Source organism: Streptomyces sp. SCSIO ZS0520 (assembly GCF_025643355.1).
Classification (GTDB): domain Bacteria; phylum Actinomycetota; class Actinomycetes; order Streptomycetales; family Streptomycetaceae; genus Streptomyces; species Streptomyces physcomitrii.
Genome location: NZ_CP092644.1, coordinates 6,782,469 through 6,804,875 on the forward strand (window position 1 = coordinate 6,782,469; position 22,407 = coordinate 6,804,875).

The 22,407-nt window shown below is 73.3% G+C and carries 17 protein-coding genes and 1 pseudogene; 13 read left to right on the forward strand and 5 right to left on the reverse strand.

What is annotated here, in order from left to right:
• Nucleotides 1-10 precede the first annotated feature (10 nt).
• Nucleotides 11-784: a hypothetical protein gene (locus MID12_RS27520; protein WP_040254823.1), complete on the reverse strand. Its 774-nt coding sequence runs from the start codon at nucleotides 782-784 to the stop codon at nucleotides 11-13.
• A 395-nt stretch (nucleotides 785-1,179) separates the two neighbouring features.
• On the opposite strand from MID12_RS27520, the gene MID12_RS27525 reads away from it, so the two are divergent.
• From MID12_RS27525 to MID12_RS27535, 3 genes are all read left to right on the forward strand, one after another.
• Nucleotides 1,180-2,436, forward strand: a complete 1,257-nt coding sequence (locus MID12_RS27525) for a glycosyltransferase family 4 protein (protein WP_040254825.1) — start codon at nucleotides 1,180-1,182, stop codon at nucleotides 2,434-2,436.
• Nucleotides 2,433-3,290 carry a hypothetical protein gene (locus MID12_RS27530; protein WP_263171487.1) on the forward strand — a complete coding sequence of 286 codons (858 nt, stop codon included), beginning with the start codon at nucleotides 2,433-2,435 and terminating at the stop codon, nucleotides 3,288-3,290. Before MID12_RS27525 ends, MID12_RS27530 begins: the two co-directional genes overlap by 4 nt.
• Before the next feature lie 249 nt (nucleotides 3,291-3,539).
• Nucleotides 3,540-4,586, forward strand: coding sequence for a YafY family protein (locus tag MID12_RS27535; RefSeq protein ID WP_317633408.1), 1,047 nt, complete (start codon nucleotides 3,540-3,542; stop codon nucleotides 4,584-4,586).
• Here the strand turns inward: MID12_RS27535 and ctaD are convergent.
• A pseudogene (ctaD, locus tag MID12_RS27540) lies at nucleotides 4,501-6,174 on the reverse strand (cytochrome c oxidase subunit I); the annotation flags it as partial. The gene MID12_RS27535 and the pseudogene ctaD overlap by 86 nt on opposite strands.
• Nucleotides 6,175-6,555: 381 nt before the next feature.
• On the opposite strand from ctaD, the gene MID12_RS27545 reads away from it, so the two are divergent.
• A complete protein-coding gene (locus tag MID12_RS27545; protein ID WP_040254828.1) occupies nucleotides 6,556-6,771 on the forward strand; it encodes an I78 family peptidase inhibitor in 216 nt (71 codons plus the stop codon).
• Nucleotides 6,772-6,939: 168 nt separating this feature from the next.
• Here MID12_RS27545 and MID12_RS27550 read toward each other — a convergent pair whose 3' ends face one another.
• The gene (locus MID12_RS27550) at nucleotides 6,940-7,938 is read right to left on the reverse strand and encodes a phosphatase PAP2 family protein (RefSeq protein WP_040254830.1); all 999 of its coding nucleotides are present in this window, start codon (nucleotides 7,936-7,938) and stop codon (nucleotides 6,940-6,942) included.
• A 513-nt stretch (nucleotides 7,939-8,451) separates the two neighbouring features.
• Here MID12_RS27550 and MID12_RS27555 point away from each other — a divergent pair.
• Nucleotides 8,452-10,128: an MFS transporter gene (locus tag MID12_RS27555; RefSeq protein WP_263171495.1), complete on the forward strand. Its 1,677-nt coding sequence runs from the start codon at nucleotides 8,452-8,454 to the stop codon at nucleotides 10,126-10,128.
• 128 nt (nucleotides 10,129-10,256) lie between these two features.
• A complete protein-coding gene (locus MID12_RS27560) occupies nucleotides 10,257-11,447 on the forward strand; it encodes an acyl-CoA dehydrogenase family protein (RefSeq protein WP_263171497.1) in 1,191 nt (396 codons plus the stop codon).
• Nucleotides 11,448-11,487: 40 nt separating this feature from the next.
• Here MID12_RS27560 and MID12_RS27565 read toward each other — a convergent pair whose 3' ends face one another.
• Nucleotides 11,488-11,934 carry a cell division protein SepF gene (locus MID12_RS27565; RefSeq protein WP_040254834.1) on the reverse strand — a complete coding sequence of 149 codons (447 nt, stop codon included), beginning with the start codon at nucleotides 11,932-11,934 and terminating at the stop codon, nucleotides 11,488-11,490.
• Between the two features lie 283 nt (nucleotides 11,935-12,217).
• Here MID12_RS27565 and MID12_RS27570 point away from each other — a divergent pair, with 283 nt between their 5' ends.
• Nucleotides 12,218-13,531, forward strand: a complete 1,314-nt coding sequence (locus tag MID12_RS27570; protein WP_263171501.1) for a DUF5685 family protein — start codon at nucleotides 12,218-12,220, stop codon at nucleotides 13,529-13,531.
• A 105-nt stretch (nucleotides 13,532-13,636) separates the two neighbouring features.
• Here the strand turns inward: MID12_RS27570 and MID12_RS27575 are convergent, their stop codons facing one another.
• Complete coding sequence (locus tag MID12_RS27575; RefSeq protein ID WP_263171503.1) at nucleotides 13,637-14,587, reverse strand: ABC transporter substrate-binding protein; 951 nt, start codon at nucleotides 14,585-14,587, stop codon at nucleotides 13,637-13,639.
• 610 nt (nucleotides 14,588-15,197) lie between these two features.
• Between MID12_RS27575 and MID12_RS27580 the strand changes: the two genes are divergently transcribed.
• The 6 genes from MID12_RS27580 to MID12_RS27605 all read left to right on the forward strand — a co-directional run bounded on the left by MID12_RS27580 (nucleotide 15,198) and on the right by MID12_RS27605 (nucleotide 22,237).
• Nucleotides 15,198-16,064, forward strand: a complete 867-nt coding sequence (locus tag MID12_RS27580) for an amino acid ABC transporter permease (RefSeq protein ID WP_263171506.1) — start codon at nucleotides 15,198-15,200, stop codon at nucleotides 16,062-16,064.
• Nucleotides 16,061-17,878 carry an FAD/NAD(P)-binding protein gene (locus tag MID12_RS27585; protein WP_263171508.1) on the forward strand — a complete coding sequence of 606 codons (1,818 nt, stop codon included), beginning with the start codon at nucleotides 16,061-16,063 and terminating at the stop codon, nucleotides 17,876-17,878. The genes MID12_RS27580 and MID12_RS27585 overlap by 4 nt, the downstream gene beginning before the upstream one ends.
• Nucleotides 17,879-18,019: 141 nt before the next feature.
• Nucleotides 18,020-18,772, forward strand: a complete 753-nt coding sequence (locus MID12_RS27590) for an amino acid ABC transporter ATP-binding protein (RefSeq protein ID WP_040258412.1) — start codon at nucleotides 18,020-18,022, stop codon at nucleotides 18,770-18,772.
• A gap of 43 nt (nucleotides 18,773-18,815) precedes the next feature.
• The gene (locus tag MID12_RS27595; RefSeq protein WP_263171509.1) at nucleotides 18,816-19,895 is read left to right on the forward strand and encodes an LLM class flavin-dependent oxidoreductase; all 1,080 of its coding nucleotides are present in this window, start codon (nucleotides 18,816-18,818) and stop codon (nucleotides 19,893-19,895) included.
• A complete protein-coding gene (locus tag MID12_RS27600) occupies nucleotides 19,892-21,310 on the forward strand; it encodes an NtaA/DmoA family FMN-dependent monooxygenase (RefSeq protein ID WP_263171512.1) in 1,419 nt (472 codons plus the stop codon). Before MID12_RS27595 ends, MID12_RS27600 begins: the two co-directional genes overlap by 4 nt.
• Before the next feature lie 60 nt (nucleotides 21,311-21,370).
• On the forward strand, nucleotides 21,371-22,237 hold the full coding sequence (locus tag MID12_RS27605; protein WP_263171514.1) for a DUF1684 domain-containing protein: 867 nt from the start codon (nucleotides 21,371-21,373) through the stop codon (nucleotides 22,235-22,237).
• Nucleotides 22,238-22,407 lie beyond the last annotated feature (170 nt).

The window sequence follows — 22,407 nt, forward strand, 5'->3', positions numbered from 1 at the left end:
GCCGCCCCGCTCAGGTGCCGGAGAGCGGCATCGCGGCGCCCGCGAGGAGGCCGCCCGCCGCCGCCCGGTCCAGGGCGTTCCGCAGCAGGTCCTCGCGGGGCTGGCGGCCGATGGAACCGGCCGGGGCGGCGAAGACGAGCACCTGCTGGAGCTTGGCGGCGGCGGTGCGCCAGCTGTCGGTCACCTGGAGCGGGCGGTGCGCCTGCCACCAGGCGACCGGCGCCCCGCCGGAGGCGCCCGGCTGCAGGACCGCGTGCAGCTGACCGGTGGCGACAAGCACCGACCAGCCGTGCAGCACCCGCGGTACGGCGTCCAGGCGGGGCAGCGGCTGGAAGCCGTGTTCGAGCAGCAGGGAGAGGAACTCGTCCACCCCGGCCGTGCTGCCGGGCCGGGCCACCGCGCCGGTCGGCTCGACCACGAGCGCCGGGTGCAACTCGTCCTCCAGGAGCACGAGTCCGCTGGTCACGCCGAGCACGGCGGGCTGCGGGGCGTCCGCGGCGGAGGCCTCGCCCTCGGTCAGCGAGCGCACCGCGCCCTGGAGTTGGTCCTCGGTTACCCGCACCACCTGGGAGGGCAGGCAGGTGGCGTGGGCGAAGGCGAGGACCGCGGTCTCCTCGCCGACGAACAGGACCGTGCTGGTGTGCTCCTGCTCCGAGTCGCCGGGGGTGCGGCAGGAGGTGCAGTCGTAGCCCCCGGGGGTGTTGTCGCCGGCGAGCAGCCTGTCGGCTTCCTCGTCGCCGATCTCGGCACGTACGTCGTCGCTGAGGTCGAGCATGCGCGGCACGGGGGGCTCCTCGGTATCGGTTCGTGCGGCCGCCGGGCAACTCCCGGCTCAATCCAGGACAACGGGGAATCCGCCGTCCGGGTCACGGTCCCCGGGCCGCCGGGTCCCTCGGGGCACGCATGTGCGACAAAGCGGTCCGGCAAGTCCTGGCCTGCGGTGCTCCAGGGCACGCGTCAACACGTGTATGCACCGTTCGGCGGATTCCCCGGCGAGGCCGTATCCCGCTCCCCACCTGCACGGATACAGATGAGTTCCCGAAACCACCTCTCAATCGGGAAACGTTCTTGGAACAAGACCATGATGATGCCCAACCATCGGGCGAACACCCGGGTCTAACCTTCCGGTAGGCGGATGAGCTGGGTCATCCGCAGGCAAACAATGCGATACGGGGCCGTATGCACATCTCCTTTCTCCTCCACAACGCGTACGGAATCGGCGGGACCATCCGGACCACCTACAACCTCGCCGACGCGCTTGCCGAGCACCACGAGGTCGAGATCGTCTCGGTCTTCCGGCACCGCGAGCAGCCGACCTTCAGCCATGACCCACGCGTGAAGGTCCGTCATCTCGTCGACATCCGCAAGGAGAGCCCGCACTACGAGGGGGACGCACCCGACTACCTGCGCCCCGCCTCGGTCTTCCCGAACGCCGAGGGGAGGTACGCGCAGTACAGCCGGCTGACCGACCGGCGTATCGCCGCGTACCTCAAGGGCGTCGAGGCCGATGTCGTCATCGGCACCCGGCCCGGGCTCAATGTGCACCTGGCGCGCGAGACCCGGCCGGGACCGGTGCGCATCGGTCAGGAGCACCTGACCCTCGACAGCCACACGCCCTCCCTGCGCAGGCAGCTGCGCGCCGTGTACCCCCGCCTGGACGCGCTGACCACGACGACCGAGGCGGACGCGCGGGCCTACCGGAACAAGATGCGGCTGCCCGGGGTGCGGATCGAGGCGGTGCCCAACTCGGTGCCCGCGCCGAGCGTGCAGCCCGCCGACGGCTCCGGCAAGTGGGTCGTCGCGGCGGGCAGGCTCGCGCCGGTCAAGCGCTACGACCTGCTGATCAAGGCCTTCGACATCGTGCGCGCCTCGCGGCCCGACTGGCGGCTGCGGATCTACGGCTCGGGCAAGCAGCAGGACAAGCTGCGCGGGCTGATCGACCGGCTCGGCCTCTACAACCACGTCTATCTGATGGGCCGGGCCAACCCGATCGAGCCCGAGTGGGCCAAGGGCTCCATCGCGGCGGTCACCTCCAGCCTGGAGTCCTTCGGGATGACCATCGTCGAGGCCATGCGCTGCGGGCTGCCGGTGGTCGCCACCGACTGCCCGCACGGGCCCGGCGAGATCATCGACGACGGGGTCGACGGGCGCCTGGTGAAGACCGGCAGCGCCAAGTCCATCGCCTCCGGCCTGCTCGAACTCATCAACGACGACGAGCTGCGCAGGGGGATGGCCGCGGCCGCCCTGCGGGACTCCGAGCGCTTCGACCCCTCGCAGGTCGGCGAGCGCTTCGAGTCCCTGCTGACCGACCTGACCCGCCGCGGCGGCGGCCGGATGCGGGGCTCCCTGCACCGCACCAGGGGAGCGCTGCTCGGCAGCGTCTACGCCCTCGGCGACGCCGGCCGTACCGCCATCCTGAAGGGGCGCACCGCATGACCACCCTGCTTCCGGCCTCCCCGGACGACCGGCGCGAGGACGCGGCGCCGCAGCTGCTGCACGCCGACTGCGTCGCCGACTCGGCGGGCGGACTCACCTTCGACGTCGAGGACCCGGGCACGCCCGGCACCGCGCACCTGCTGCTCAGGCGGCGCACCGGCGAGGAGACCGCCGAGACCGCCGAGGAGGTGCGGCTGCCGCTGGCCCCGTCCGCGGGCGGCCATCTGCGGGCGGCGCTGCCGAGCGGGGTCTCCCTCGCCGAGGGCCGCTGGGACGCCTTCGCCCAGGTGACCGGGGAGGAGCCGCTGCGCCTCACGCCCCGCCTGCTCGACCTGCGCTCGCTGGTCGACCGGGTCCCCGGCGGCGCCCTCGGCCATGTCGCGGTGCGCATCCCGTACGCGACCAAGCACGGCAATCTGACGGTGCGCAGCTGGTGGCGGGCCCCGCACGCCGAGGCGGGGGAGATCCTGCCGACCGAGGAGCGCCTGACCGTGCACGGGCGGCTGATCGGCGCCCGGCTGACCCCCGGCGGGCACGCCGAACTCCGCGGCCGCCACCGCGACAAGCCGGTGGTACGCGCCCAACTCACCGGCACCGCCGGCGCCTTCACCCTCTGCGTGGACTACGCGCAGCTGACCGAGGCGGCCGGGCCCGGCGTCTGGGACCTGTGGCTGCTGCCCGAGGGCGAACCGGGACCGCGAGCCCGCCTCGCCCGGCTGCTCGACGACATCGCCGACCGCAAGGCGGTGTTCACCTATCCGCCCACCACGGTCCCGACCGCGGGCGGCGAGCTGACGGCCCGGCCGTACTACACCGTCGACAACAACCTCTCGCTGGCGGTGGACCGGGTCTGAGGGGGCGCGTTCCCGGGTGACCGGGCTGAAGCGTTCCCGGGGGGACCGGGCCCGAGCGGGCCGAGTGCCCGAGGCGCGGCCCGACCGGGATCGCGTACGGCCGCGACCGCGAGGGCCCCGCCCGCACCCGACCGGAACCGCACCCGACCCCGGAACGGCACCCGACCCCGGAACCGCACCCGACCGAGGCCGCCGTACGACCGGCCTTGCGGACGCGGCCTGTCCGCAAGGCCTGGCAGACTCGGCGCCATGCTGGAGACCTCGGCCCGACTGCTGCGCCTGCTGTCCCTGCTGCAAGCCCACCGCGAGTGGTCCGGCACGGCGCTGGCGGACCGGCTCGGGGTGAGCGCGCGCACCGTGCGCCGGGACGTGGACCGGCTGCGCGAACTCGGCTACCCGGTCAACGCCAGCCCCGGCACCGGCGGCGGCTACCAGCTCGGTGCCGGCGCCGAACTGCCCCCGCTGCTGCTCGACGACGAGGAGGCGGTGGCCGTCGCGGTGGGGCTGCGGACGGCCGCCGGGCACGGCGTCGAGGGCATCGGCGAGACCTCGGTACGCGCCCTCGCCAAGCTGGAGCAGGTGCTCCCGGACCGGCTGCGCCGCCGGGTCGGCGCGCTCACCGCGTACACCGTCCCCCTGCTCCGCGGCCCGGGAGCGGCCGCCGCCGACCCGGGCCTGCTCACCGAACTCGCCCACGCCTGCCGGGACTTCGTGACGCTGCGCTTCGGCTACCGCGACCACGGCGGCACCGAGACCCGGCGCCGGGCCGAACCGCACCGCCTGGTCTGCACCGAACGGCTCTGGTACCTGGTCGCCTGGGACCTGGACCGCGAGGACTGGCGCACCTTCCGGGTGGACCGGCTCACCCTCCGCCCGCCGCACGGCCCGCGCTTCGTGCCCCGCCCGCCGCCGGCCGAGGACCTGGCGGCCTATGTCTCCCGCGGCGTCTCCACCGGGGTGTACGCGGTCCGGGCGGTGGTGCGGCTCTTCGTACCGCTGGCGGAGGCGGCCGCCCGGGTCTCGCCCTCGGACGGGGTCCTGGAGGCGGAGAGCGCGACCAGCTGCCTGCTGCGCACCGGGGCCCACCGGACGGACGTCCTGCTCCTGCATGTCCTGCTGCTCGGCTTCGCCTTCGAGGTGCTGGAGCCCACCGCGCTCATCGAGGAGTGCCGGGTGCTCCGGGACCGTCTGTCTGACTCACTGGCGCGTGGGGGTGGTCCTTCACGGCCGGATACGCGTAGCGGGGATGGTGCAGGTCGAAGGCCGGGGACTCCGAGCGGATCCGGGGCAGGGTGACGAAGTTGTGCCGCGGCGGCGGGCAGGCGGTGGCCCACTCCAGCGAACGCCCGTACCCCCAGGGGTCGTCGACGGTGACCTTCTCGCCGTACTTCGCCGTACGCCAGACGTTGTAGAGGAAGGGCAGCGTGGACAGGCCGAGCAGGAAGGCGCCGATGGTGGAGAGGGTGTTGAGCGCGGTGAAGCCGTCGGCGGCCAGGTAGTCGGCGTACCGGCGGGGCATGCCCTCGGCGCCCAGCCAGTGCTGCACCAGGAAGGTGGTGTGGAAGCCGGTGAAGAGCGTCCAGAAGTGGATCTTCCCGAGCCGCTCGTCGAGCAGCTTGCCGGTGAACTTGGGCCACCAGAAGTGGAATCCGCCGAAGGTCGCGAAGACGACGGTGCCGAAGACCACGTAGTGGAAGTGGGCGACGACGAAGTACGTGTCGGTGACGTGGAAGTCGAGCGGCGGCGAGGCGAGGATCACGCCGGTCAGGCCGCCGAAGAGGAAGGAGACCAGGAAGCCGGTCGCCCAGAGCATCGGGGTCTCGAAGGAGAGCGAGCCGCGCAGCATGGTGCCGGACCAGTTGAAGAACTTCACGCCGGTCGGCACCGCGATCAGGAAGGACAGCAGCGAGAAGTACGGCAGGAGCACCGCGCCGGTGGCGAACATGTGGTGCGCCCAGACGACCACGGACAGCCCGGTGATGGTCATGGTGGCGGCCACCAGGGTCGCGTAGCCGAAGATCGGCTTGCGGGCGAAGACCGGGATGATCTCCGTGATGATGCCGAAGAACGGCAGCGCGATGATGTAGACCTCCGGGTGCCCGAAGAACCAGAACAGGTGCTGCCACAGCAGCGCGCCGCCGTTCGCCGGGGCGAAGACCTGGGCGCCGAACCGGCGGTCGGCCTCCAGGGCGAGCAGCGCGGCGGCGAGCACCGGGAAGGCCATCAGCACCAGGATCGAGGTGAAGAGCACGTTCCAGGTGAAGATCGGCATCCGGAACATGGTCATCCCCGGGGCGCGCATCCCGATGATGGTGGTCAGGAAGTTCACCGCGCCGAGGATCGTGCCGAAGCCCGAGAGCGCCAGCCCCATGATCCACAGATCGGCACCCACGCCCGGGGTGTGCTCACCGCTGTTGAGCGGGGCGTAGGCGAACCAGCCGAAGTCCGCGGCCCCGTCCGGGGTGAGCAGGGAGCCGATCACCATCAGGCCGCCGAAGAGGAAGAGCCAGTACGAGAGCATGTTCAGGCGGGGGAAGGCCACATCGGGGGCGCCGATCTGCAGGGGCATGATCTCGTTGGCGAACCCGGCGAAGGTGGGGGTCGCGAACAGCAGCAGCATGATCGTCCCGTGCAGGGTGAAGAGCTGGTTGAACTGCTCGTTGGAGAGCGCCTGGAGGCCCGGGCGGGCCAGTTCCGCGCGCATCAGCAGGGCCATCAGCCCGGCGGCGAGGAAGAAGCAGAAGGAGGTGATCAGGTACAGGTGCCCGATCTTCTTGTGGTCCGTGGTGGTCAGCCAGTCGACGAGGATCCGGCCGCGGCCCCGCGCGGGGGCGGGCGGGAGTGCGGGCTGTGCCTCGATACGGGTGTCCGTGGGGGAGACCATGGGTTTCGCTCGCCGCCTGTCGGTGTCCGCCCGCACCGGACCGGGCGCGGATCCTGTGGGAAAGACGTGAAGGTTCCATGACAGCGCGCCCGTGGTCCGTAATTCTCCGGGGGAAAACAAGTGACGCGTTTTCAAGAGTGCACGTAATTCCCGGGGGTTATTTTTGCGACCGGGCTGAGCGGCCGTGAATTGACCCGGACGGGTGCCGTCCAAACGGGTAACCGCTCGGCAGTACGAAGCGGCAATCGCCGATCCCCGTGTTGATCAGCTGTGACACAAGTGTGACGGGAGAGCGACGGTGACGCTGGGTGTCCGTGCTGGGCGCACCCCGCGCCCGGCCGGGACTACCGCCTCCCGCCCCCGCCGCCTACGGTGGGCCGCATGGCACGCATTCCGACCCCGCCCCAAGAGCCGCAGGACGAGCCCGAGACCTACGTGGGACTCAGCGCCCAGGCCGCCGAGGACCAGGCACGGGCCCGCGGCTGGTCCACCGTGCGCGCGGTACCGCCCGGCGCGATGATCACCATGGAGTACCTCGCGGGACGGCTGAACTTCGAGGTCGCGGACGGCGTCGTACGCCGCTCCTGGAAGGGCTGAGCCCCCGCGGCGGGACAGGCAGCAGGCAGGACGGCGGTCCGGACCGGAGAGGAACCGGCCGGTACGACAGGGCGAAGGCCCCGGCTCGCAGGAGGAGCCGGGGCCTTCGCCGTGCTCGCGTACGGCCGGGCCGCGCCGGGGTGACCCGCGCGCGCCCGTCCGGAGCGCTCAGCCGCCCGCGACGGGCCGGGCCGAGGGGTTGGTGCGCGGCAGCCGGTCCGGTTGCGGGGGGCGTCTGCTGCCCGCCGGGGCGCCCGGCGATCGCTCCGAACGGCTCGTGTGGAAGGTGCCGGGGGCGTGGCCGGTGGCGCGCGGCGCCCGGGCGGCCTCCCGGGCCGCCATGTCGCTGTCCTTCGCCTCGGCGGGGACCAGGGCGGGCACCGGGGCGACCGGCACCGGGGCGGCGGCCCCGCGGTCCCGCAGGCGGTCCCGGAGCCGGAACAGCCAGGCCTCGACCGAGGCGATCAGCGGCTCGCACCAGGGCAGCGCGAGGAGGATCAGCAGGCCCGCGGCCCAGCCGAGGACGACATCGCTCAGCCAGTGCGTACCGAGGTAGACGGTGGTCAGACCGACGCCGAGGGCCACCACCGCCGAGAGCGCCGACAGCCAGCGCCTGGCCCGCGGGGTGGAGGCGAGGTAGGCGAGGATTCCCCAGGTCACGACCGCGTTCGCGGTGTGCCCCGAGGGGAATATGTCGCCCTCCCGCCACATCTCGTTGGAGCCGATCACCGTGGCGTAGTGCGGACCGAGCCGGCCCATGCCGAGCTTGGCGGCGCCGACGGTGATGTTGAGCAGCAGCAGCGAGGCGCCGAGCGCGAGCATCGGCCGCAGTGTGTGCTGCCGCCAGGAGCGCCAGCCCAGCCAGGCCGCCACCATCACCGCGGTCGGGCCGCGCTGGCCGAGGACGACGTAGTAGTCCAGGAAGGCGTGGATCTCGGGCCACTGCTGGTACGGACGGAAGAACATGACCTGCCAGTCCAGGCGGACCAGCCAGGTCGTCGTCACCACCGCGGCGACGATGGCCGCGTAGAACACCAGCGTCGCGGCGAAGAACACGACCCTGTGGCGGCTCATCGACGGTACGTCGATGTGGGCCGGCCGTTCCGGCTCACGGTCCAGCCGGGCGAAGACCCGGCCGAGACGGGTGAGGTTTCGTTCGGTGCGCACCCAATCGAAGCTACAGGGAGTGAGCTGATCTTCTCCTCGAACCGAGGGGTTTGTGATGACCATGTGATGTGGCATTGCTCTCACGGGCGAGGTAATTCGGCAGGGTTTCCCCGATTTCCCGGGCTACCGCCCACGATTTTCCCGCGAATTTACGGAACAACTTTTCGGGGCCCGTACTCCCGGCGTTCACCAGTGTATTTGCGTGAGTTTTCCCCGCGGCCACCGGCCGGGCGGGCGAGCGGGCCCGGCGGGTTCCGGCCGGTGCCCCGAGGCCCGCCCCGCCGGGCGGGAGAGGCCCGTGAGCAGGCCCCGCCGGGGGAGCCACACCGCCGGGAGGCCCGCGGCCGGTGAGAGGTCCGCCACTCGGCTGTCCGGATCTCTCGCGTACTCTGTCGACTCACTCGCTTTCGCCGAGGCCAGCCGCGGGAAGGCAGTACCGCCCGGGCGCCCGTGCCGCGGAGGTGCGGCTCCCCGGCACCCCCGCCCCGTCGAGGACCCTCTGGGAGGTAGTACATGTCCGGGACGACCACGGCCGCGTCCCGCCTCGCGGCCGCCGCCCGGCACCGCCCGGCGGGCGGTGCCAACCGCTGGCTCGTCCTCGTGGTGCTCTGCGTGAGCCTGCTCCTGGTCGCCGTGGACGCCACCGTGCTGCACGTGGCCGTCCCCGCGGTGAGCGAGGACCTCAAGCCCGGCTCGGTCGAACTCCTGTGGATCGTCGACGTCTACCCGCTGGTCTGCGCCTCGCTGCTGATCCTCTTCGGCACCCTCGGCGACCGCATCGGGCGGCGCCGGGTGCTGCTCCTCGGCTACGCGCTCTTCGGGCTCGCCTCCGCGCTCGCGGCCCTCGCCCGCACCCCGGACGTGCTGATACTGGCCCGGGCCCTGCTCGGTGTCGGCGGCGCGATGATCATGCCCGCGACCCTCTCGCTGCTCCGCGAGGTCTTCCCCGACCGGCGGGAGCGGGCGCTGGCGATCGGCATCTGGAGCGCGGTCGCCGCGGTGGGCGCCGCGGTCGGCCCGCTGCTCGGCGGCTTCCTGATCGAGCACTTCTGGTGGGGCTCGGTCTTCCTCATCAACATCCCGCTGATGCTGGTGAGCATCCCGGTCGGCCGGATGCTGCTGCCCGAGTCCAAGGGCGACCCCTCGGGCCCCTGGGACGTCCTCGGGGCGCTGATGGCCGCCGCCGGACTCTTCGGCATGGTGCTCGGGGTCAAACGCGCGGGCGGCGGCGAGGACCCGCTCGGCCCGCTGACCCTGCTGCCGCTGCTCGCCGGGGCGGGCCTCCTGGTGGCCTTCGTACGGCGCCAGCGCAGGCGGGCCCATCCGCTCGTGGACCTCAGGATGTTCGCCCGGCCCGCCTTCTCCACCGCGGTCGGCTGCATCGTGCTCGCGATGCTGGCCCTGGTCGGCCTCGAACTCATCGCCGCGCAGTACCTGCAGCTCGTCCTCGGCCTCACCCCGCTGGAGACCGGGCTCCGGCTGCTCCCGCTCACCGTCGCCGCGATGGCCGCCGGTCTCGCCGGATCCCGGCTGCTGCACCGCTTCGGGCCCCGCCGGATGGTCTGCGCCGGCTTCTGCCTCACCGCCGCGGCGGTGGTGGTCCTCACCGCGATGGGCGGCGAGGACGACCCCGGCCTCATGCTCGTCGGCTTCGTCCTGCTCGGCTTCGGCCTGGAGGTCACCCTCTTCGGTGCCTACGAGTCCATGCTGAGCGAGGCCCCGAAGGCGCAGGCGGGCGCCGCCGCGGCCATCGGCGAGACCTCCTACCAGCTCGGCGCGGGCATCGGCATCGCCCTGCTCGGCAGCGTGATGAACGCCGCGTACTCGCCCGGCCTCGACCGGGTGGAGGGCGTGCCCTCCGGCGCCTCCGCCCAGGCGAGCCACTCCCTGGGCGAGGCCTACGAGGTCGCCGACCGGCTCGGCGGCCCTGCCGGAGCCGCCCTGCGCGCCGCCGCCCGCGACTCCTTCCTCACCGGACTGCATGTCTCGCTCCTGGTCAGCGCCGCCCTGCTGCTGCTCGGCGCGGTGGCCGCCCTGCGCCTGCCCAAGCTGATGGACTGCTCGCCGGAGCACCTCGCGGAGTGTGCGGAGCAGCCGCCCGTCGCCCCGGCCGGGCAGCAGCCCGCGCTCTCGCTGCCCGCGCAGTCCGCCCGCGAGCGCGCGCCGGTGGCCGCCGAGCCGCTGCGCTGAGCACGCGGCACCCTGCCCGGACGGGCCGCCCCGGGCGCCCTGTCCTGGACGCGCCGCCCGGTGCGCCGTAACGTCGGCCCCGCACGCTGACTACCACTGCTAGTTTTCCGCGCCGGAGGCCGACCGCCATGCCCGCACCCTCGAAGCTGCCGCCCTTCGACCCCGCCGACCCGCTCGGCATCGACGACCTGCTGAGCCCGGAGGACCTCGCGATCCGCGACTCGGTCCGCTCCTGGGCTGCCGACCGGGTCCTGCCGCACATCGCCGAGTGGTACGAGCGCGGCGAACTGCCCGGCATCCGCGAGCTGGCCAAGGAGCTCGGCTCGCTCGGCGCCCTCGGCATGTCCCTCGAGGGCTACGGCTGCGCGGGCGCCAGCGCGGTGCAGTACGGCCTCGCTTGCCTGGAGCTGGAGGCGGCCGACTCGGGCCTGCGCTCGCTGGTCTCCGTACAGGGCTCGCTCGCCATGTACGCGATCCACCGCTTCGGTTCCGAGGAGCAGAAGCAGCGGTGGCTGCCCGGGATGGCCGCGGGCGAGATCATCGGCTGCTTCGGCCTGACCGAGCCCGACCACGGCTCGGACCCCGCCTCGATGCGCACCCACGCCAAGCGCGAGGGCGGCGACTGGGTGCTCAGCGGCCGGAAGATGTGGATCACCAACGGCTCGGTCGCGCAGGTGGCCGTCGTCTGGGCGCAGACCGACGAGGGCATCCGCGGCTTCGTCGTACCGACCGAGGCACCGGGGTTCTCCGCCCCCGAGATCAAGCACAAGTGGTCGCTGCGCGCCTCGGTCACCAGCGAACTGGTCCTGGACGAGGTGCGGTTGCCCGAGGAGGCGGTGCTGCCCGAGGGCGCCGGGCTGCGCGGACCGCTCAGCTGCCTGAGCCACGCGCGCTACGGAATCGTCTGGGGCGCGATGGGCGCCGCCCGTTCCTCGTTCGAGTCCGCGGTCGCCTACTCCAAGACGCGGGAGCAGTTCGACCGGCCGATCGGCGGATTCCAGCTGACCCAGGCGAAGCTCGCCGACATGGCGGTCGAACTGCACAAGGGAATTCTGCTCGCCCACCATCTGGGCCGCCGGATGGACGCCGGGCGGCTGCGCCCGGAGCAGGTCAGCTTCGGCAAGCTCAACAATGTCCGCGAAGCCATCGAAATCTGCCGGACCTCCCGCACGATCCTCGGCGCCAACGGCATCTCACTGGAATATCCGGTGATGCGGCACGCCACGAACCTGGAATCGGTGCTCACCTACGAGGGGACCGTCGAGATGCACCAGCTCGTGCTCGGCAAGGCCCTCACCGGGCTCGACGCCTTCCGGTGACCGGAGGACGGTGACCGCGGCGCCGGGGTGAGGGCCTTGCTCAGCTCTGGTTGAAGAAGCCGTCGGAGGAGCGGCCGGAGGCCTGGCCGCTGACGATCTGGGTGTGGGCGGGCGTCAGCAGGAAGACCCGGTTGGCGACCCGCTCGATCGAACCGTGCAGGCCGAAGGTCAGGCCCGCGGCGAAGTCGACCACGCGCTTGGCGTCGGCGGGCTCCATGGCCGTGAGGTTCATGATGACCGGGACGCCGTCCCGGAAGAGCTCGCCGATCCGGCGCGCGTCACGGAAGCCGTCCGGGGTGACCGTGCCGATCCGGTGGCCCCGGTCCTCGGCCGAGTCCGCCGCCACCCGCACCCGCGGGTCGGTCACCCAGGCATCGCCGCGCTCGGGCCCCTCGGCCGAGTCGTCTTCGTATCCGTCGTAGTAACGCTCGTCGGCGTTGTCGTCGACGAGGCCCAGCCAGGCACTCGCCTTGCGCACCGATCCCATGGACGCCTCCTCTCACAGCGGTCTTCTGTGTTCTTTTCCCCATCGTGGTCCATGATGCGGATCTCATGCCAAGGAGATAACAGCCGTGCGGGCATTTCGTGACGTGACTGGTGCACACGCGCCCCTCGGGCGCGCGGAATCCCAAGGCCCTTGCATCGTACGGATGCTGACGGTGAGTGAAATATGATTCTTCACGGCGTACGGGTGATGGGCGGCGCGTACGGGTGAATGCCTGCTCGATACGATGCTCGCCGCCAAGATCGTACGACCGTGGGGGACCGTCGTGTTCGGAATAGTCAGGCCCTGTGCACACCGCCTGACCGAGGGACTCAAAAGCCAGTGGATGGCGCACCTGTGCGGACTGTGCCTCGCCCTGCGCGGTGACCACGGGCAGTTCGCGCGGGTGGTCACCAACTACGACGGACTGCTCATCTCCGTACTGACGGAGGCCCAGTCGCCCCGGGCCGCGGACGGCAGGCGCACCGCGGGCCCCTGCCCGCTGCGCGGGATGCGCACCGCCTCGGTCGCCACCGGAGAGGGCGCCCGGCTGGCCGCCGCGGTCTCCCTGGTGCTCGCCTCCGCCAAGATGCAGGACCATCTCACCGACGGGGACGGCCTGTTGGCCCGCCGCCCCCTCGCGGTGGCCGCCCGCCGGGTCGCCGCGGGCTGGAACCGCGCCGGGCACCGCGGCGGCTCCGCCGTGGGCTTCGACACCGCCGTACTGCTCGACGCGGTGGACCGGCAGCCCGGCATCGAGGCCCTGGCCGGGCCCGGGACGCCGCTGCTCACCGTCACCGAGCCCACCGAGACGGCGACCGCGGCGGCCTTCGCGCACACCGCCGTGCTCGCGGGACGGCCGGGGAACGCGGAGCCGCTCGCCGAGGCGGGCCGCCTCTTCGGCCGCCTCGCGCACCTGCTCGACGCGGTGGAGGACCAGTCGGCCGACGCCGCCGCCGGGGCCTGGAACCCGCTGACCGCCACCGGCACCCCGCGCTCCGAGGCCCGCCGCCTCGCCGACGACGCCCTGCACGGGATCCGCCTCGCCCTGCGCGAGGCCGAGTTCACCGACGCCAAGCTGGCCCATCTGCTGCTCGTGCACGAACTGTCCAGGTCGGTGGACCGGGCCTTCGGCACCGCGAGTTGCGGCCACGCGCCCGCCCGGGGAGCCTTCGGCCCTCCGCAGGGCGCGCCGTACCCGGGGGCGCCCGTGCCCGGGAACCCGTACGCCCAGCCCGGCCCGCAGGTGGGCCCTCCCTACCCCCAGCCCGGCCCGGGGACCGGCAACCCCTATGCCCAGCCCGGCCCGTACACCACCCCCGCGCCGGGCGGTCCCGGTGGCCCGGCTGGTCCCGGCGGCCCCGAGGACGGCGGAGGTGGCGGCGGCGGGCGTCCGCCGCGGCGGCCGCGGGGGCTGCTCGCCGGCTGTGCCGTGGCGCTCGGCCTCTTCTGCACCTGCCAGGTCTGCTGCGCCGATCAGTACGAGGGCCCCTGGTCCCGGCAGCAGCGCGACGGCTGGTGCGGGAACTGCGACTGCGGGGGCTGCGACGGCTGCTGTGACTGCTGCGAATGCTGTGAGTGCTGCGACTGCAGTTGCTGAGCCGCGCGGGCCTGCGGAGGGCGGCCCGCGTACCTGAGCGGGGAACGACCCGGCCGCCGGAGCCCTCGCCGGGGGACCGCTCCGGCGGCCGGTTCCGCGCCGGGGTCAGTCCTTGATCTCGGGCGGGGAGATCTTCGAGGCGGGCAGGGCGGACTTCTCGGTGCCCCACTTCTTCAGGATCCGGGCGTAGGTGCCGTCCTCGATCAGCCGGTTGACCGCGGCCTGGAAGGCGGGGGCGAGCGGGGTGCCCTTCTTGAAGGCGAAGCCGACGTCCAGCCGGTGGAACTCGCCGAGGAACTTCAGCCCCTCCTGCTGGGCGACCCCGTAGCGCAGCCCGTTGATGGTGCTCATCAGCACATCGGTCCTGCCCTGCTGGAGCGAGGGCCACAGGGCGCCCTGCTCCGCGTACGTCTTGACCGCGTACGGCTTCTTCCCGGACTCGGCGCAGATGTGCTTGTTCTCCTCCAGGGTGGCCTCGAAGGTGGTGCCCGCGCTGGTCCCGATGTCGAGTCCGCACAGCTGCTTCAGGTCGGTGACCTTCTTGAGGTCGCTGTCCTCGCGGACCGCGAAGCCCTGGCCGTCGTTGATGTACGTCACGAAGTCGATGGTCTTGCGGCGGGCCTCGGTCACCCCGAAGTTGCCCGTGCCCACGTCGTACTTGCCGCTGCTGAGGGCGGGCAGGATCGCCTCGAAGCCGGCCGCCTCCGTCCTGAGCCGCAGGCCGAGCACCTTGGCGGTGGCCGTGGCGATATCGGCGTCCAGGCCGGTGATGGTCTTGCCGTCCTCCAGGTAGGAGTTGCCGGGCGGGCTGCCGCCGACATTGGTGGCCAGGCGCAGCGAACCCCGCTCGCGCACCTCCGCGGGCAGCAGCCGGGCCGCCGCCGCGTCCTTCTTGACGCCGGAGACCACGTCCTCGGTCGGCACCGCGCCCCTCCCCTCGCCTCCGGGGCCCGCGTCGTCGGAGCCGCCGCCGCAGGCCGTCAGGGCGAGGGCGCTCGCGGTGATCAGGGCGAACACGGTGGTGTGGCGCCGGGTGCGGCGCGGGGAGGCGTTCATTTCTCAGGGTCTCCAGATACGGCGAAGTGCCGCGGCGGTCGTCGGAGGCCGCCGCGGTGTGCCGCCAGGGCAGGCGGGATCGACAAACCAAGGACAGGTGAAGGCAGAGGACGAAGGAGGGATCAGGAAAGAGGACTGCCGCAAAGCAGAAGGGGAGAGCGAGGGGAGGGGTGCTCGGTGCCGTGTGAAGGCGGGGTGGGGCGGTCGGGCCCCGGGTGCCGGGGCCGGCGTACCGGTGGGCCGGGCGCCGCGGGGCGTACCGGGATCAGAAGAGGGAGACCGGCCCGGGCACCGAAGAAGATGCGGGCAGCGCAGGGGGTCGGCTCAGCGGAGCGTCAACACGACGCGGACCACACGCGACCGAAGTCGATGTGGGAGCGCGTGACCAGCCACTGCTGCGGATGCATGGCACAAGTGGAGCAGGCATCCCCGGGTGCGTCAACTGCCCCTCGGCGCCCTGCTCACAGTATGGACAGCCTTGACAGCGGCGCGTCGCGGCGCCGTACTCTCATCACTCGGCCCTGCTGAGGGGCTCGGCCGTAAGGCGCGCCCACGGGCCGCCCGTGTGAAGGCACCACCGTGTTCGAGACGAGCATCACGGAGCCTTCGCATGTCCTCCGACACCCTCGCCCATCCCAAGGTCCCCGCGGCGGGAGGCCCCACCGCCTCCCCGGGCGGACCGCCCCGGATCGTCCCCCAGCGCCGCTACGGGCAGTGGGCCGCCGCCCTGGTGGTCCTGGCCCTCCTCGGGCTCGCCCTCAACTCGGTGGTCCGCAACGACGCCTTCCAGTGGGACGTCGTCGGCGACTACTTCACCTCGGCCTCGGTGCTGCGCGGGCTCTGGCTCTCGCTGTGGCTCACGGCCGTGGTGATGGCGCTCGGCTTCGCCCTCGGCACCCTGCTCGCCGCGATGCGGCTCTCCACCAACCCGGTGCTGCGGGCGGTGAGTTGGGGGTACGTCTGGCTGTTCCGCTCGATGCCGATCCTGGTCCAGCTGCTCTTCTGGTTCAACATCGGCGCGCTCTACCCGCAGCTCTTCGGGGTCAAGACGGTCGACCTGCTCGGCCCGGTCACCATCGCGATCATCGGACTCACCCTGCACGAGGCCGCGTACGCCGCGGAGGTGGTCCGCGGCGGGATCCTCTCCGTCGACGCCGGCCAGATCGAGGCCGCGCAGGCGCTCGGGCTCGGGCGGCTGCGGCGCTGGCGGCGCATCGTGCTGCCGCAGGCGATGCGCGCCATCGTGCCCCCGGCCGGGAACATGCTGATCGGCACCCTCAAGGGCACCTCCATCGTCAGCGTCATCGCCGTACAGGACCTGCTCTACTCGGTCCAGCTCGTCTACCACCGCACCTACCAGGTCATCCCGCTGCTCCTGGTCGCGACCCTCTGGTACGTGGTGGTCACCTCGGTGCTCAGCGCGGGCCAGTTCTACGTGGAGCGGCACTATGCGCGCGGCTCGGGGCGTGCGCGATGAGGCCCCGACTGGTGATCGTCGGCGCCGGTCCGCGGGGGACCGGCGTACTGGAGCGGATCGCCGCCAACGCCCCGGCGCTGTACGCGGGGGACGGGCTCGACATCCACCTCGTCGACCCCTATCCGCCGGGCGGCGGGCGGATCTGGCGCGAGGCGCAGTCGCCGCTGCTGTGGATGAACTCGATGGCCGAGGACGTCACCATGTTCACCGACGAGACGGTGGAGACCGAGGGGCCGGTGCGCCCGGGCCCCGCCCTCGACACCTGGTCGGGGCTGCCCGGCCAGACCTTCCCCGGGCGGCAGATCCAGGGCGGCTATCTGCGCTGGGTCTACGAGCACACCCTCGCCGCACTGCCCGGCGACTTCACCGTCCGGCACCATCGGGCCCGGGCCGTCCGGCTGAGCGAAGGCCCCGGCGGTGTGCAGCAGATCCACCTGGAGGGCCGCGCCGAGCCCCTCGAAGCCGAGGCGGTGGTGCTCACCCTCGGCCACCTCGACGCCGAACCCGACGCGGAGCAGCGGGAGTTGACCGCCTACGCCGAGCGGCACCGGCTGCTGCACCTGCCGCCCGACTTCACCGCGGACAGCGACCTCTCCGCGCTCGCACCCGGCGAACCGGTCCTGGTCCGCGGCTTCGGCCTCGCCTTCGTCGACCTGATGGTCCTGCTGACCGAGGGCCGCGGCGGCAGCTATGAGGAGGAGCCAGGGGCGCCGGGCGGCCTGCGCTACGTACCCTCCGGCCGGGAACCGGTGCTGCACGTCGGCTCCCGGCGCGGGGTGCCCTACCACTCCAAGATCGGCTACCCCTGGACGGGCGCGAACCCGCCGCTGCCCCGCTTCCTCGGCCCCGAGCAGGTCGAGGAGCTGCGGGCGCGGCCCGGCGGCTTCGACTTCCGCCGCGAGGTCTGGCCGCTGATCGCCAAGGAACTCGGCTTCGCCCACTACCACCGGCTGTTCACCGCCCACCCGGAGCGCACCGGCCTGGACTGGGCCGCGTTCGAGAAGCGGTACGCGGCCCTCGCCCCCGAGGACTTCCCGACGCCCGCCGACCCCGGCCGCCCGCCGGGACGCGAGCTGCGCGACCTCCTCGACCGGGCGGGCGTCGACCCCGCCGACCGGCTCGACCTCGCCGCCCGCGACCGGCCGCTGCGCGGGGTGCGCCACGACTCCTTCGACGGCCTCCAGTCCGCACTGCGCGGGTACGTCGCCGCCGACCTGGACCGGAGCCACGACCCCGCGCACAGCCCCGACCTCGCGGTCTTCCTCGGACTGCTCTCCGTCTACGGGCAGTTGGCCCGGCTCGGCGACACCGGCACCGACTGGCACGGCTTCTTCAGCTACCTCGCCTCCGGCCCTCCCGGACCCCGGCTGCGCCAGCTGCTCGCCCTCTCGCGCGCCGGGATCGTACGGTTCCTCGGCGCCGGGCTCACCGTGGCCCGCGAGGACGGCGTCTTCCGGGCGCGCAGCAGCTCGGTGCCCGGCGCCCATCTGGACGCCCGCGCCCTGGTCGAGGCCCGGCTGCCGGAACCGCATCTCGGGCGCACCCGCGACCTGCTGCTGCGGGCGCTGTACGCCGAGGACGCGGTGGCGAGCCCCGAGGGACTGCTCGCCGTCGACCCCGCCGACGGGCGGCTGCGCCGGACCGGCGGCGGCACCCATCCGCGCCGCTTCGCGCTCGGCCCGCACACCGACGCCCGCAGCTCGGGGGCGTTCACCCGGCCCCGTACCAACAGCCCCGCCTTCCGGCAGAACGACGCCGCGGCCCGCGCGCTGCTGTGTCTGCTGCGCGAGCCCGCCGCCCGCGCCGCGGCCTGAACGGGCCCGCCCCCAGGGCGACTTCCGCCCCCGCCGCCTTCCCGAATCGCAGAGGATCCGATGACCGAGACCACCGGCACACCCGCCCTGACCAAGACCACCGGCGCCGCCGCGCCCCCGGAGGACACGGGCCGGGCGCCCATGGTCGAGGTCCGGGCCGTGCACAAGCGCTTCGGCAGCCATGAGGTGCTGCGCGGAATCGACCTCGACGTGTACCCGGGGGAGGTGACCGTGGTGCTCGGGCCCTCCGGCTCCGGCAAGTCCACGCTGCTGCGCACCCTCAACCACCTGGAGAAGGTGGACCGCGGGCAGATCAGCGTCGACGGCGGCCTGATCGGCTACCGGCGGGTCGGCGACAGGCTCTACGAGCTGCGCGAGCGCGAGATCCTGCGGCAGCGTACCCAAATCGGCTTCGTCTTCCAGAACTTCCACCTCTTCCCGCACCTGACCGTCCTGGACAACCTCACCGAGGCCCCGGTCTCGGCGCTCGGCCTGTCCCGGGCCGAGGCCGTCGCCCGCGCCGACCGGCTCCTGGAGCGGGTGGGCCTCGCGGACAAGCGGCGGGCCTATCCGCGGCAGCTGTCCGGCGGCCAGCAGCAGCGGGTGGCCATCGCCCGCGCGCTCGCCCTCGAACCCAAGCTGCTGCTCTTCGACGAACCCACCTCCGCCCTCGACCCCGAACTCGTCGGCGAGGTCCTGGACGTCATCCGGGACCTGGCCGAGCAGGGCACCACGATGATCGTGGTCACCCATGAGATCGGCTTCGCCCGCGAGGTCGCCGACACGGTGGTCTTCATGGACGAGGGCCGCATCGTCGAACGCGGCACCCCCGCCGAGGTCCTCGACCGCCCGCGGCACGAGCGCACCCGTGCCTTCCTCTCCAAAGTCCTGTGAACCGCGGTCCGCGCCGGGCCCTGTCCGTGAAAGGCGACCCCTCATGACCGCACCCACCGGCCGCGGCCGGCTCCACCTCGCCGCCGCCCTCGACCAGCCGGACGTAAACCGCCCCGCCCGGTACACCGAGTCGGCCCGGCTCGCCGAGTCCGGCGGCCTCGACTTCGTCACCCTGGACGACTCCTTCCTGCGGCCCGGCCTCGACGCACTCGGCGTCCTCGCCTCGGTTGCCCCCGCCACCAGCCGGATCGGCCTGGTCCCCACCCTCACCACCACCCACACCGAGCCCTTCCACGTACAGGCGCAGGTGGCGACCCTGGACTGGGTCAGCCGCGGCCGGGCCGGCTGGCGGGCCGAGGTGTCCACCACCGAGGGCGAGGCCCGCCTCTTCGGACGGCGGCACTCGGCGCCCGAGGAGCGGCTCTGGCACGAGGCGGGCCAAGTGGTGGAGGCCTCCCGGCGGTTGTGGGACAGCTGGGAGGACGACGCGGAGATCCGGGACACGGCCACCGGCCGCTTCATCGACCGCGAGAAGCTGCACTACGCCGACTACCAGGGGGACACCTTCTCGGTGAAGGGCCCCTCGATCGTGCCGCGCCCGCCGCAGGGCCACCCGGTCACCGTCGTCGAGGCGGCCTCGGCGCACGCCCGCCGGACGGCGGCCCGGTACGCGGATGTCGCCCTCATCGCGGCCACCTCGCCCGGGCAGGCCGCCGAGGCACGCGCCGCGCTGCACGAACAGGCCCGGGCGGCGGGCCGCGACCCGGACGAGCTGCGGGTGCTCGCCTCGCTCACCGTCGACCTCGCGGGCGGCGAGGGGGCCGCGTCCCCGGGGCACGGCGGCGGCGGGCCGCGGGGGACCGCCGAGGGCCCGCTCTACCGGGGCGGCCCGGTCGGCCTCGCCGAACTCCTCGCCGCCTGGCACGAGTCGGGCGCCGTGGACGGCTTCCACCTGCGGCCCGCCGAACCGCGCGGCGACCTGGAACGGCTGGTCAACGGCACCGTCGCCCTGCTCCAGCACCGCGGCCTGTTCCGCACCTTCTACCCGGGCAGCACGCTCAGGGAGCACCTGCGGCTGCCCCGCCCGGCCAACCAGTACGCCCTCACGGGGGAGCAGTCATGAGCACAGCCGCCGACCGGGGCAGGCCGCCCCGGCAGATCCATCTGGCCGCCCACTTCCCGGGCGTCAACAACACCACCGTATGGAGCGCCGATCCCTTCGGCCGCCCCGAGGACGTCCTCGCCGCCGAGAACGGCACGGCGAAGCCGGGGGTCCGGCGCCCCGGCGGCGGCCCGGCCCGGCACCCCTTCCTCGGCTCGCAGATCGACTTCTCCTCCTTCGAGCACCTCGCACGGACCGCGGAGCGCGGCCTCTTCGACTTCTTCTTCCTCGCCGAGGGGCTGCGGCTGCGCGAGCACAAGGGCCGCATCCACGACCTCGACGTGGTCGGCAGGCCCGAGGCGCTGACCGTGCTCAGCGCCCTCGCGGGCGTCACCGCGCACCTCGGCCTCGCCGGCACCGTCAACGCCACCTTCAACGAGCCCTACGAACTCGCCCGCAGGCTCGCCACCCTGGACCACGTCAGCGGGGGCCGCGCCGCCTGGAACGTGGTCACCTCCTCCGACGCCTTCACCGGGGCGAACTTCCGGCGCGGCGGCTACCTCGACCACGCCGACCGCTACACCCGCGCCGCCGAGTTCCTCGCCACAGCACGCGAACTCTGGGACTCCTGGACCCCCGAGGGGGAGCAGCGGCCCTTCGCGCACCGGGGCAGGCAGTTCGACATCGCGGGGCGGTTCACGGTGCCCCGGGCGCCGCAGGGGCACCCGGTGGTGATCCAGGCCGGTGACTCCGCCGAGGGGCGGGACTTCGCGGCGGCCTCGGCCGACATCGTCTTCACCCGGCACGGCACCCTGGAGGCGGGCCGCGCCTTCTACGCCGAGGTGAAGGGACGGCTCGCCGCGCACGGCCGCCGCCCCGAGGACCTGAAGATCATGCCCGGGGTCACCGTCGTCCTCGGCGACACCGATGCCGAGGCGCAGGAGCGGGCCGCGGTGATCCGCAGGCTCCAGGTCTCCCCGCAGAACGCGATCCTCGCCCTCGAACAGGTCTGGGGCGTGGACCTGTCCGCCCTCGACCCGGACGGCCCGCTGCCCGACTTCGACCCCGAGCCGGAGAGCTCGCTCGCGCAGGGCCGGGTGCGGCTCGCGGATCCCCGCGCGACGGCGGCCAAGTGGCGGGCGCTCGCCGAGGAGAAGGGGCTCTCGGCCCGGCAGACGGTGATCGAGACGACCGCGCGGCAGTCCTTCGTCGGGACCCCGGCGGCGGTGGCCGCGGAGATGGCGGAGTTCGTCGCCGCCGAGGCCGCGGACGGCTTCATCCTCGTCCCGCATGTCACCCCCGGCGGCCTGGACGAGTTCGTGGACAAGGTGGTGCCGCTCCTCCAGGAACGCGGCGTCTTCCGCACCCGGTACGAGGGCAGCACCCTGCGCGCCCACCTCGGCCTGGGCGAACCGGCACCGCCGCAGGGGGTGTGAGCGGGCCGGGGCGTGCGGCCCCGGGCCCGGGAGCCACAGGAGAGCGAGGCGGGAGGGGACATGGCACAGGCGCAGCACGGCACCACCGGGACGGCACCCGGGGACCAGCGGGAACGGCAGGAACGGGAACGGCAGGAACGGCAACGGCAGGAGTGGGAGCGGTGGCGCGCGGAGCGGACCGCCGAGGTCTCGGCGCCCTACGGGCTGACGGCGCTGCGTAGCACACATTGGCTCTCCGACTATCCGGACGGTCGACTTCCGGCCATCCCCGGGGAGTGGATCCTCCCGCCGGAGGGCGGGGCGCCGGTGCTCAGGGCGGCCGCCGGGGACGGACTGATCGTCGACGAAGCGCCCTTCGCCGGAGAGCTGCGGCTCGGCCCCGACAGCGGTCCGCCGGCCGCGGCCCGGGTCGCCCTCGGGCGCCGCCGGCTGGTCGTCCTGGAGCGCGAAGGCGCCTGGGCGGTACGCGACTTCGACCCGGCGAGCCCGGCCAGGGCCGCCTTCCGGGGGATCGCCACCGGCGCCTTCGACCCGGACCTCGCGGTGCCGGGGCGGTTCACCCCGTACGGCACCGGCCGCACGGTGCGGGTGGCGCATGCGGACGGGCGGGAGCGGGGGCTCGGGCTCGGCGGCGAGCTGGCCTTCGAACTGGCAGGACAGCGGCGGACCGTGCAGGTCGCGGTCCTCGGGGACGGCTCGCTGTGGGCCGTGTTCGCCGATGCCACCAGCGGGCGCGGCAGCTACCGCTTCCGCTTCCTGGACACGGCGGCGCCCGGGCCGGACGGCGCCGCCGTGGTCGACTTCAACCGGGCCCGGCTGCCGTCCTGCGCCTTCGCCGACGCTTTCCTGTGCCCCTTCCCGCCGCCCGGCAACACCCTCGACGTGCCCGTCGAGGCGGGCGAGCTGCGGCTGCTGCCCTCCGGCTGAGCGCGCCGGGAGTTCACCCGGGGGAAACACCCGGCGCGGCGGTCACCGCGCCGGGTGCCCGCGCGCGCCTCCGCCGGATTCCGCTTCGGCGGGCACCGGGCGAGCGGTACGGCTGAAAGCCACCCTTGTGCCGCTCAATCGCCGACCGAATACTCCGAGCAGCGCTTGTC

Coding starts and splice junctions, on each gene's coding strand:
- MID12_RS27525 (WP_040254825.1), top strand. CDS start 1,180: ATGCACATCTCCTTTCTCCTCCACAACGCGTACGGAATCGGCGGGACC.
- MID12_RS27530 (WP_263171487.1), top strand. CDS start 2,433: ATGACCACCCTGCTTCCGGCCTCCCCGGACGACCGGCGCGAGGACGCG.
- MID12_RS27535 (WP_317633408.1), top strand. CDS start 3,540: ATGCTGGAGACCTCGGCCCGACTGCTGCGCCTGCTGTCCCTGCTGCAA.
- MID12_RS27545 (WP_040254828.1), top strand. CDS start 6,556: ATGGCACGCATTCCGACCCCGCCCCAAGAGCCGCAGGACGAGCCCGAG.
- MID12_RS27555 (WP_263171495.1), top strand. CDS start 8,452: ATGTCCGGGACGACCACGGCCGCGTCCCGCCTCGCGGCCGCCGCCCGG.
- MID12_RS27560 (WP_263171497.1), top strand. CDS start 10,257: ATGCCCGCACCCTCGAAGCTGCCGCCCTTCGACCCCGCCGACCCGCTC.
- MID12_RS27565 (WP_040254834.1), bottom strand. CDS start 11,934: ATGGGATCGGTGCGCAAGGCGAGTGCCTGGCTGGGCCTCGTCGACGAC.
- MID12_RS27575 (WP_263171503.1), bottom strand. CDS start 14,587: ATGAACGCCTCCCCGCGCCGCACCCGGCGCCACACCACCGTGTTCGCC.
- MID12_RS27580 (WP_263171506.1), top strand. CDS start 15,198: ATGTCCTCCGACACCCTCGCCCATCCCAAGGTCCCCGCGGCGGGAGGC.
- MID12_RS27585 (WP_263171508.1), top strand. CDS start 16,061: ATGAGGCCCCGACTGGTGATCGTCGGCGCCGGTCCGCGGGGGACCGGC.
- MID12_RS27590 (WP_040258412.1), top strand. CDS start 18,020: ATGGTCGAGGTCCGGGCCGTGCACAAGCGCTTCGGCAGCCATGAGGTG.
- MID12_RS27595 (WP_263171509.1), top strand. CDS start 18,816: ATGACCGCACCCACCGGCCGCGGCCGGCTCCACCTCGCCGCCGCCCTC.
- MID12_RS27600 (WP_263171512.1), top strand. CDS start 19,892: ATGAGCACAGCCGCCGACCGGGGCAGGCCGCCCCGGCAGATCCATCTG.
- MID12_RS27605 (WP_263171514.1), top strand. CDS start 21,371: ATGGCACAGGCGCAGCACGGCACCACCGGGACGGCACCCGGGGACCAG.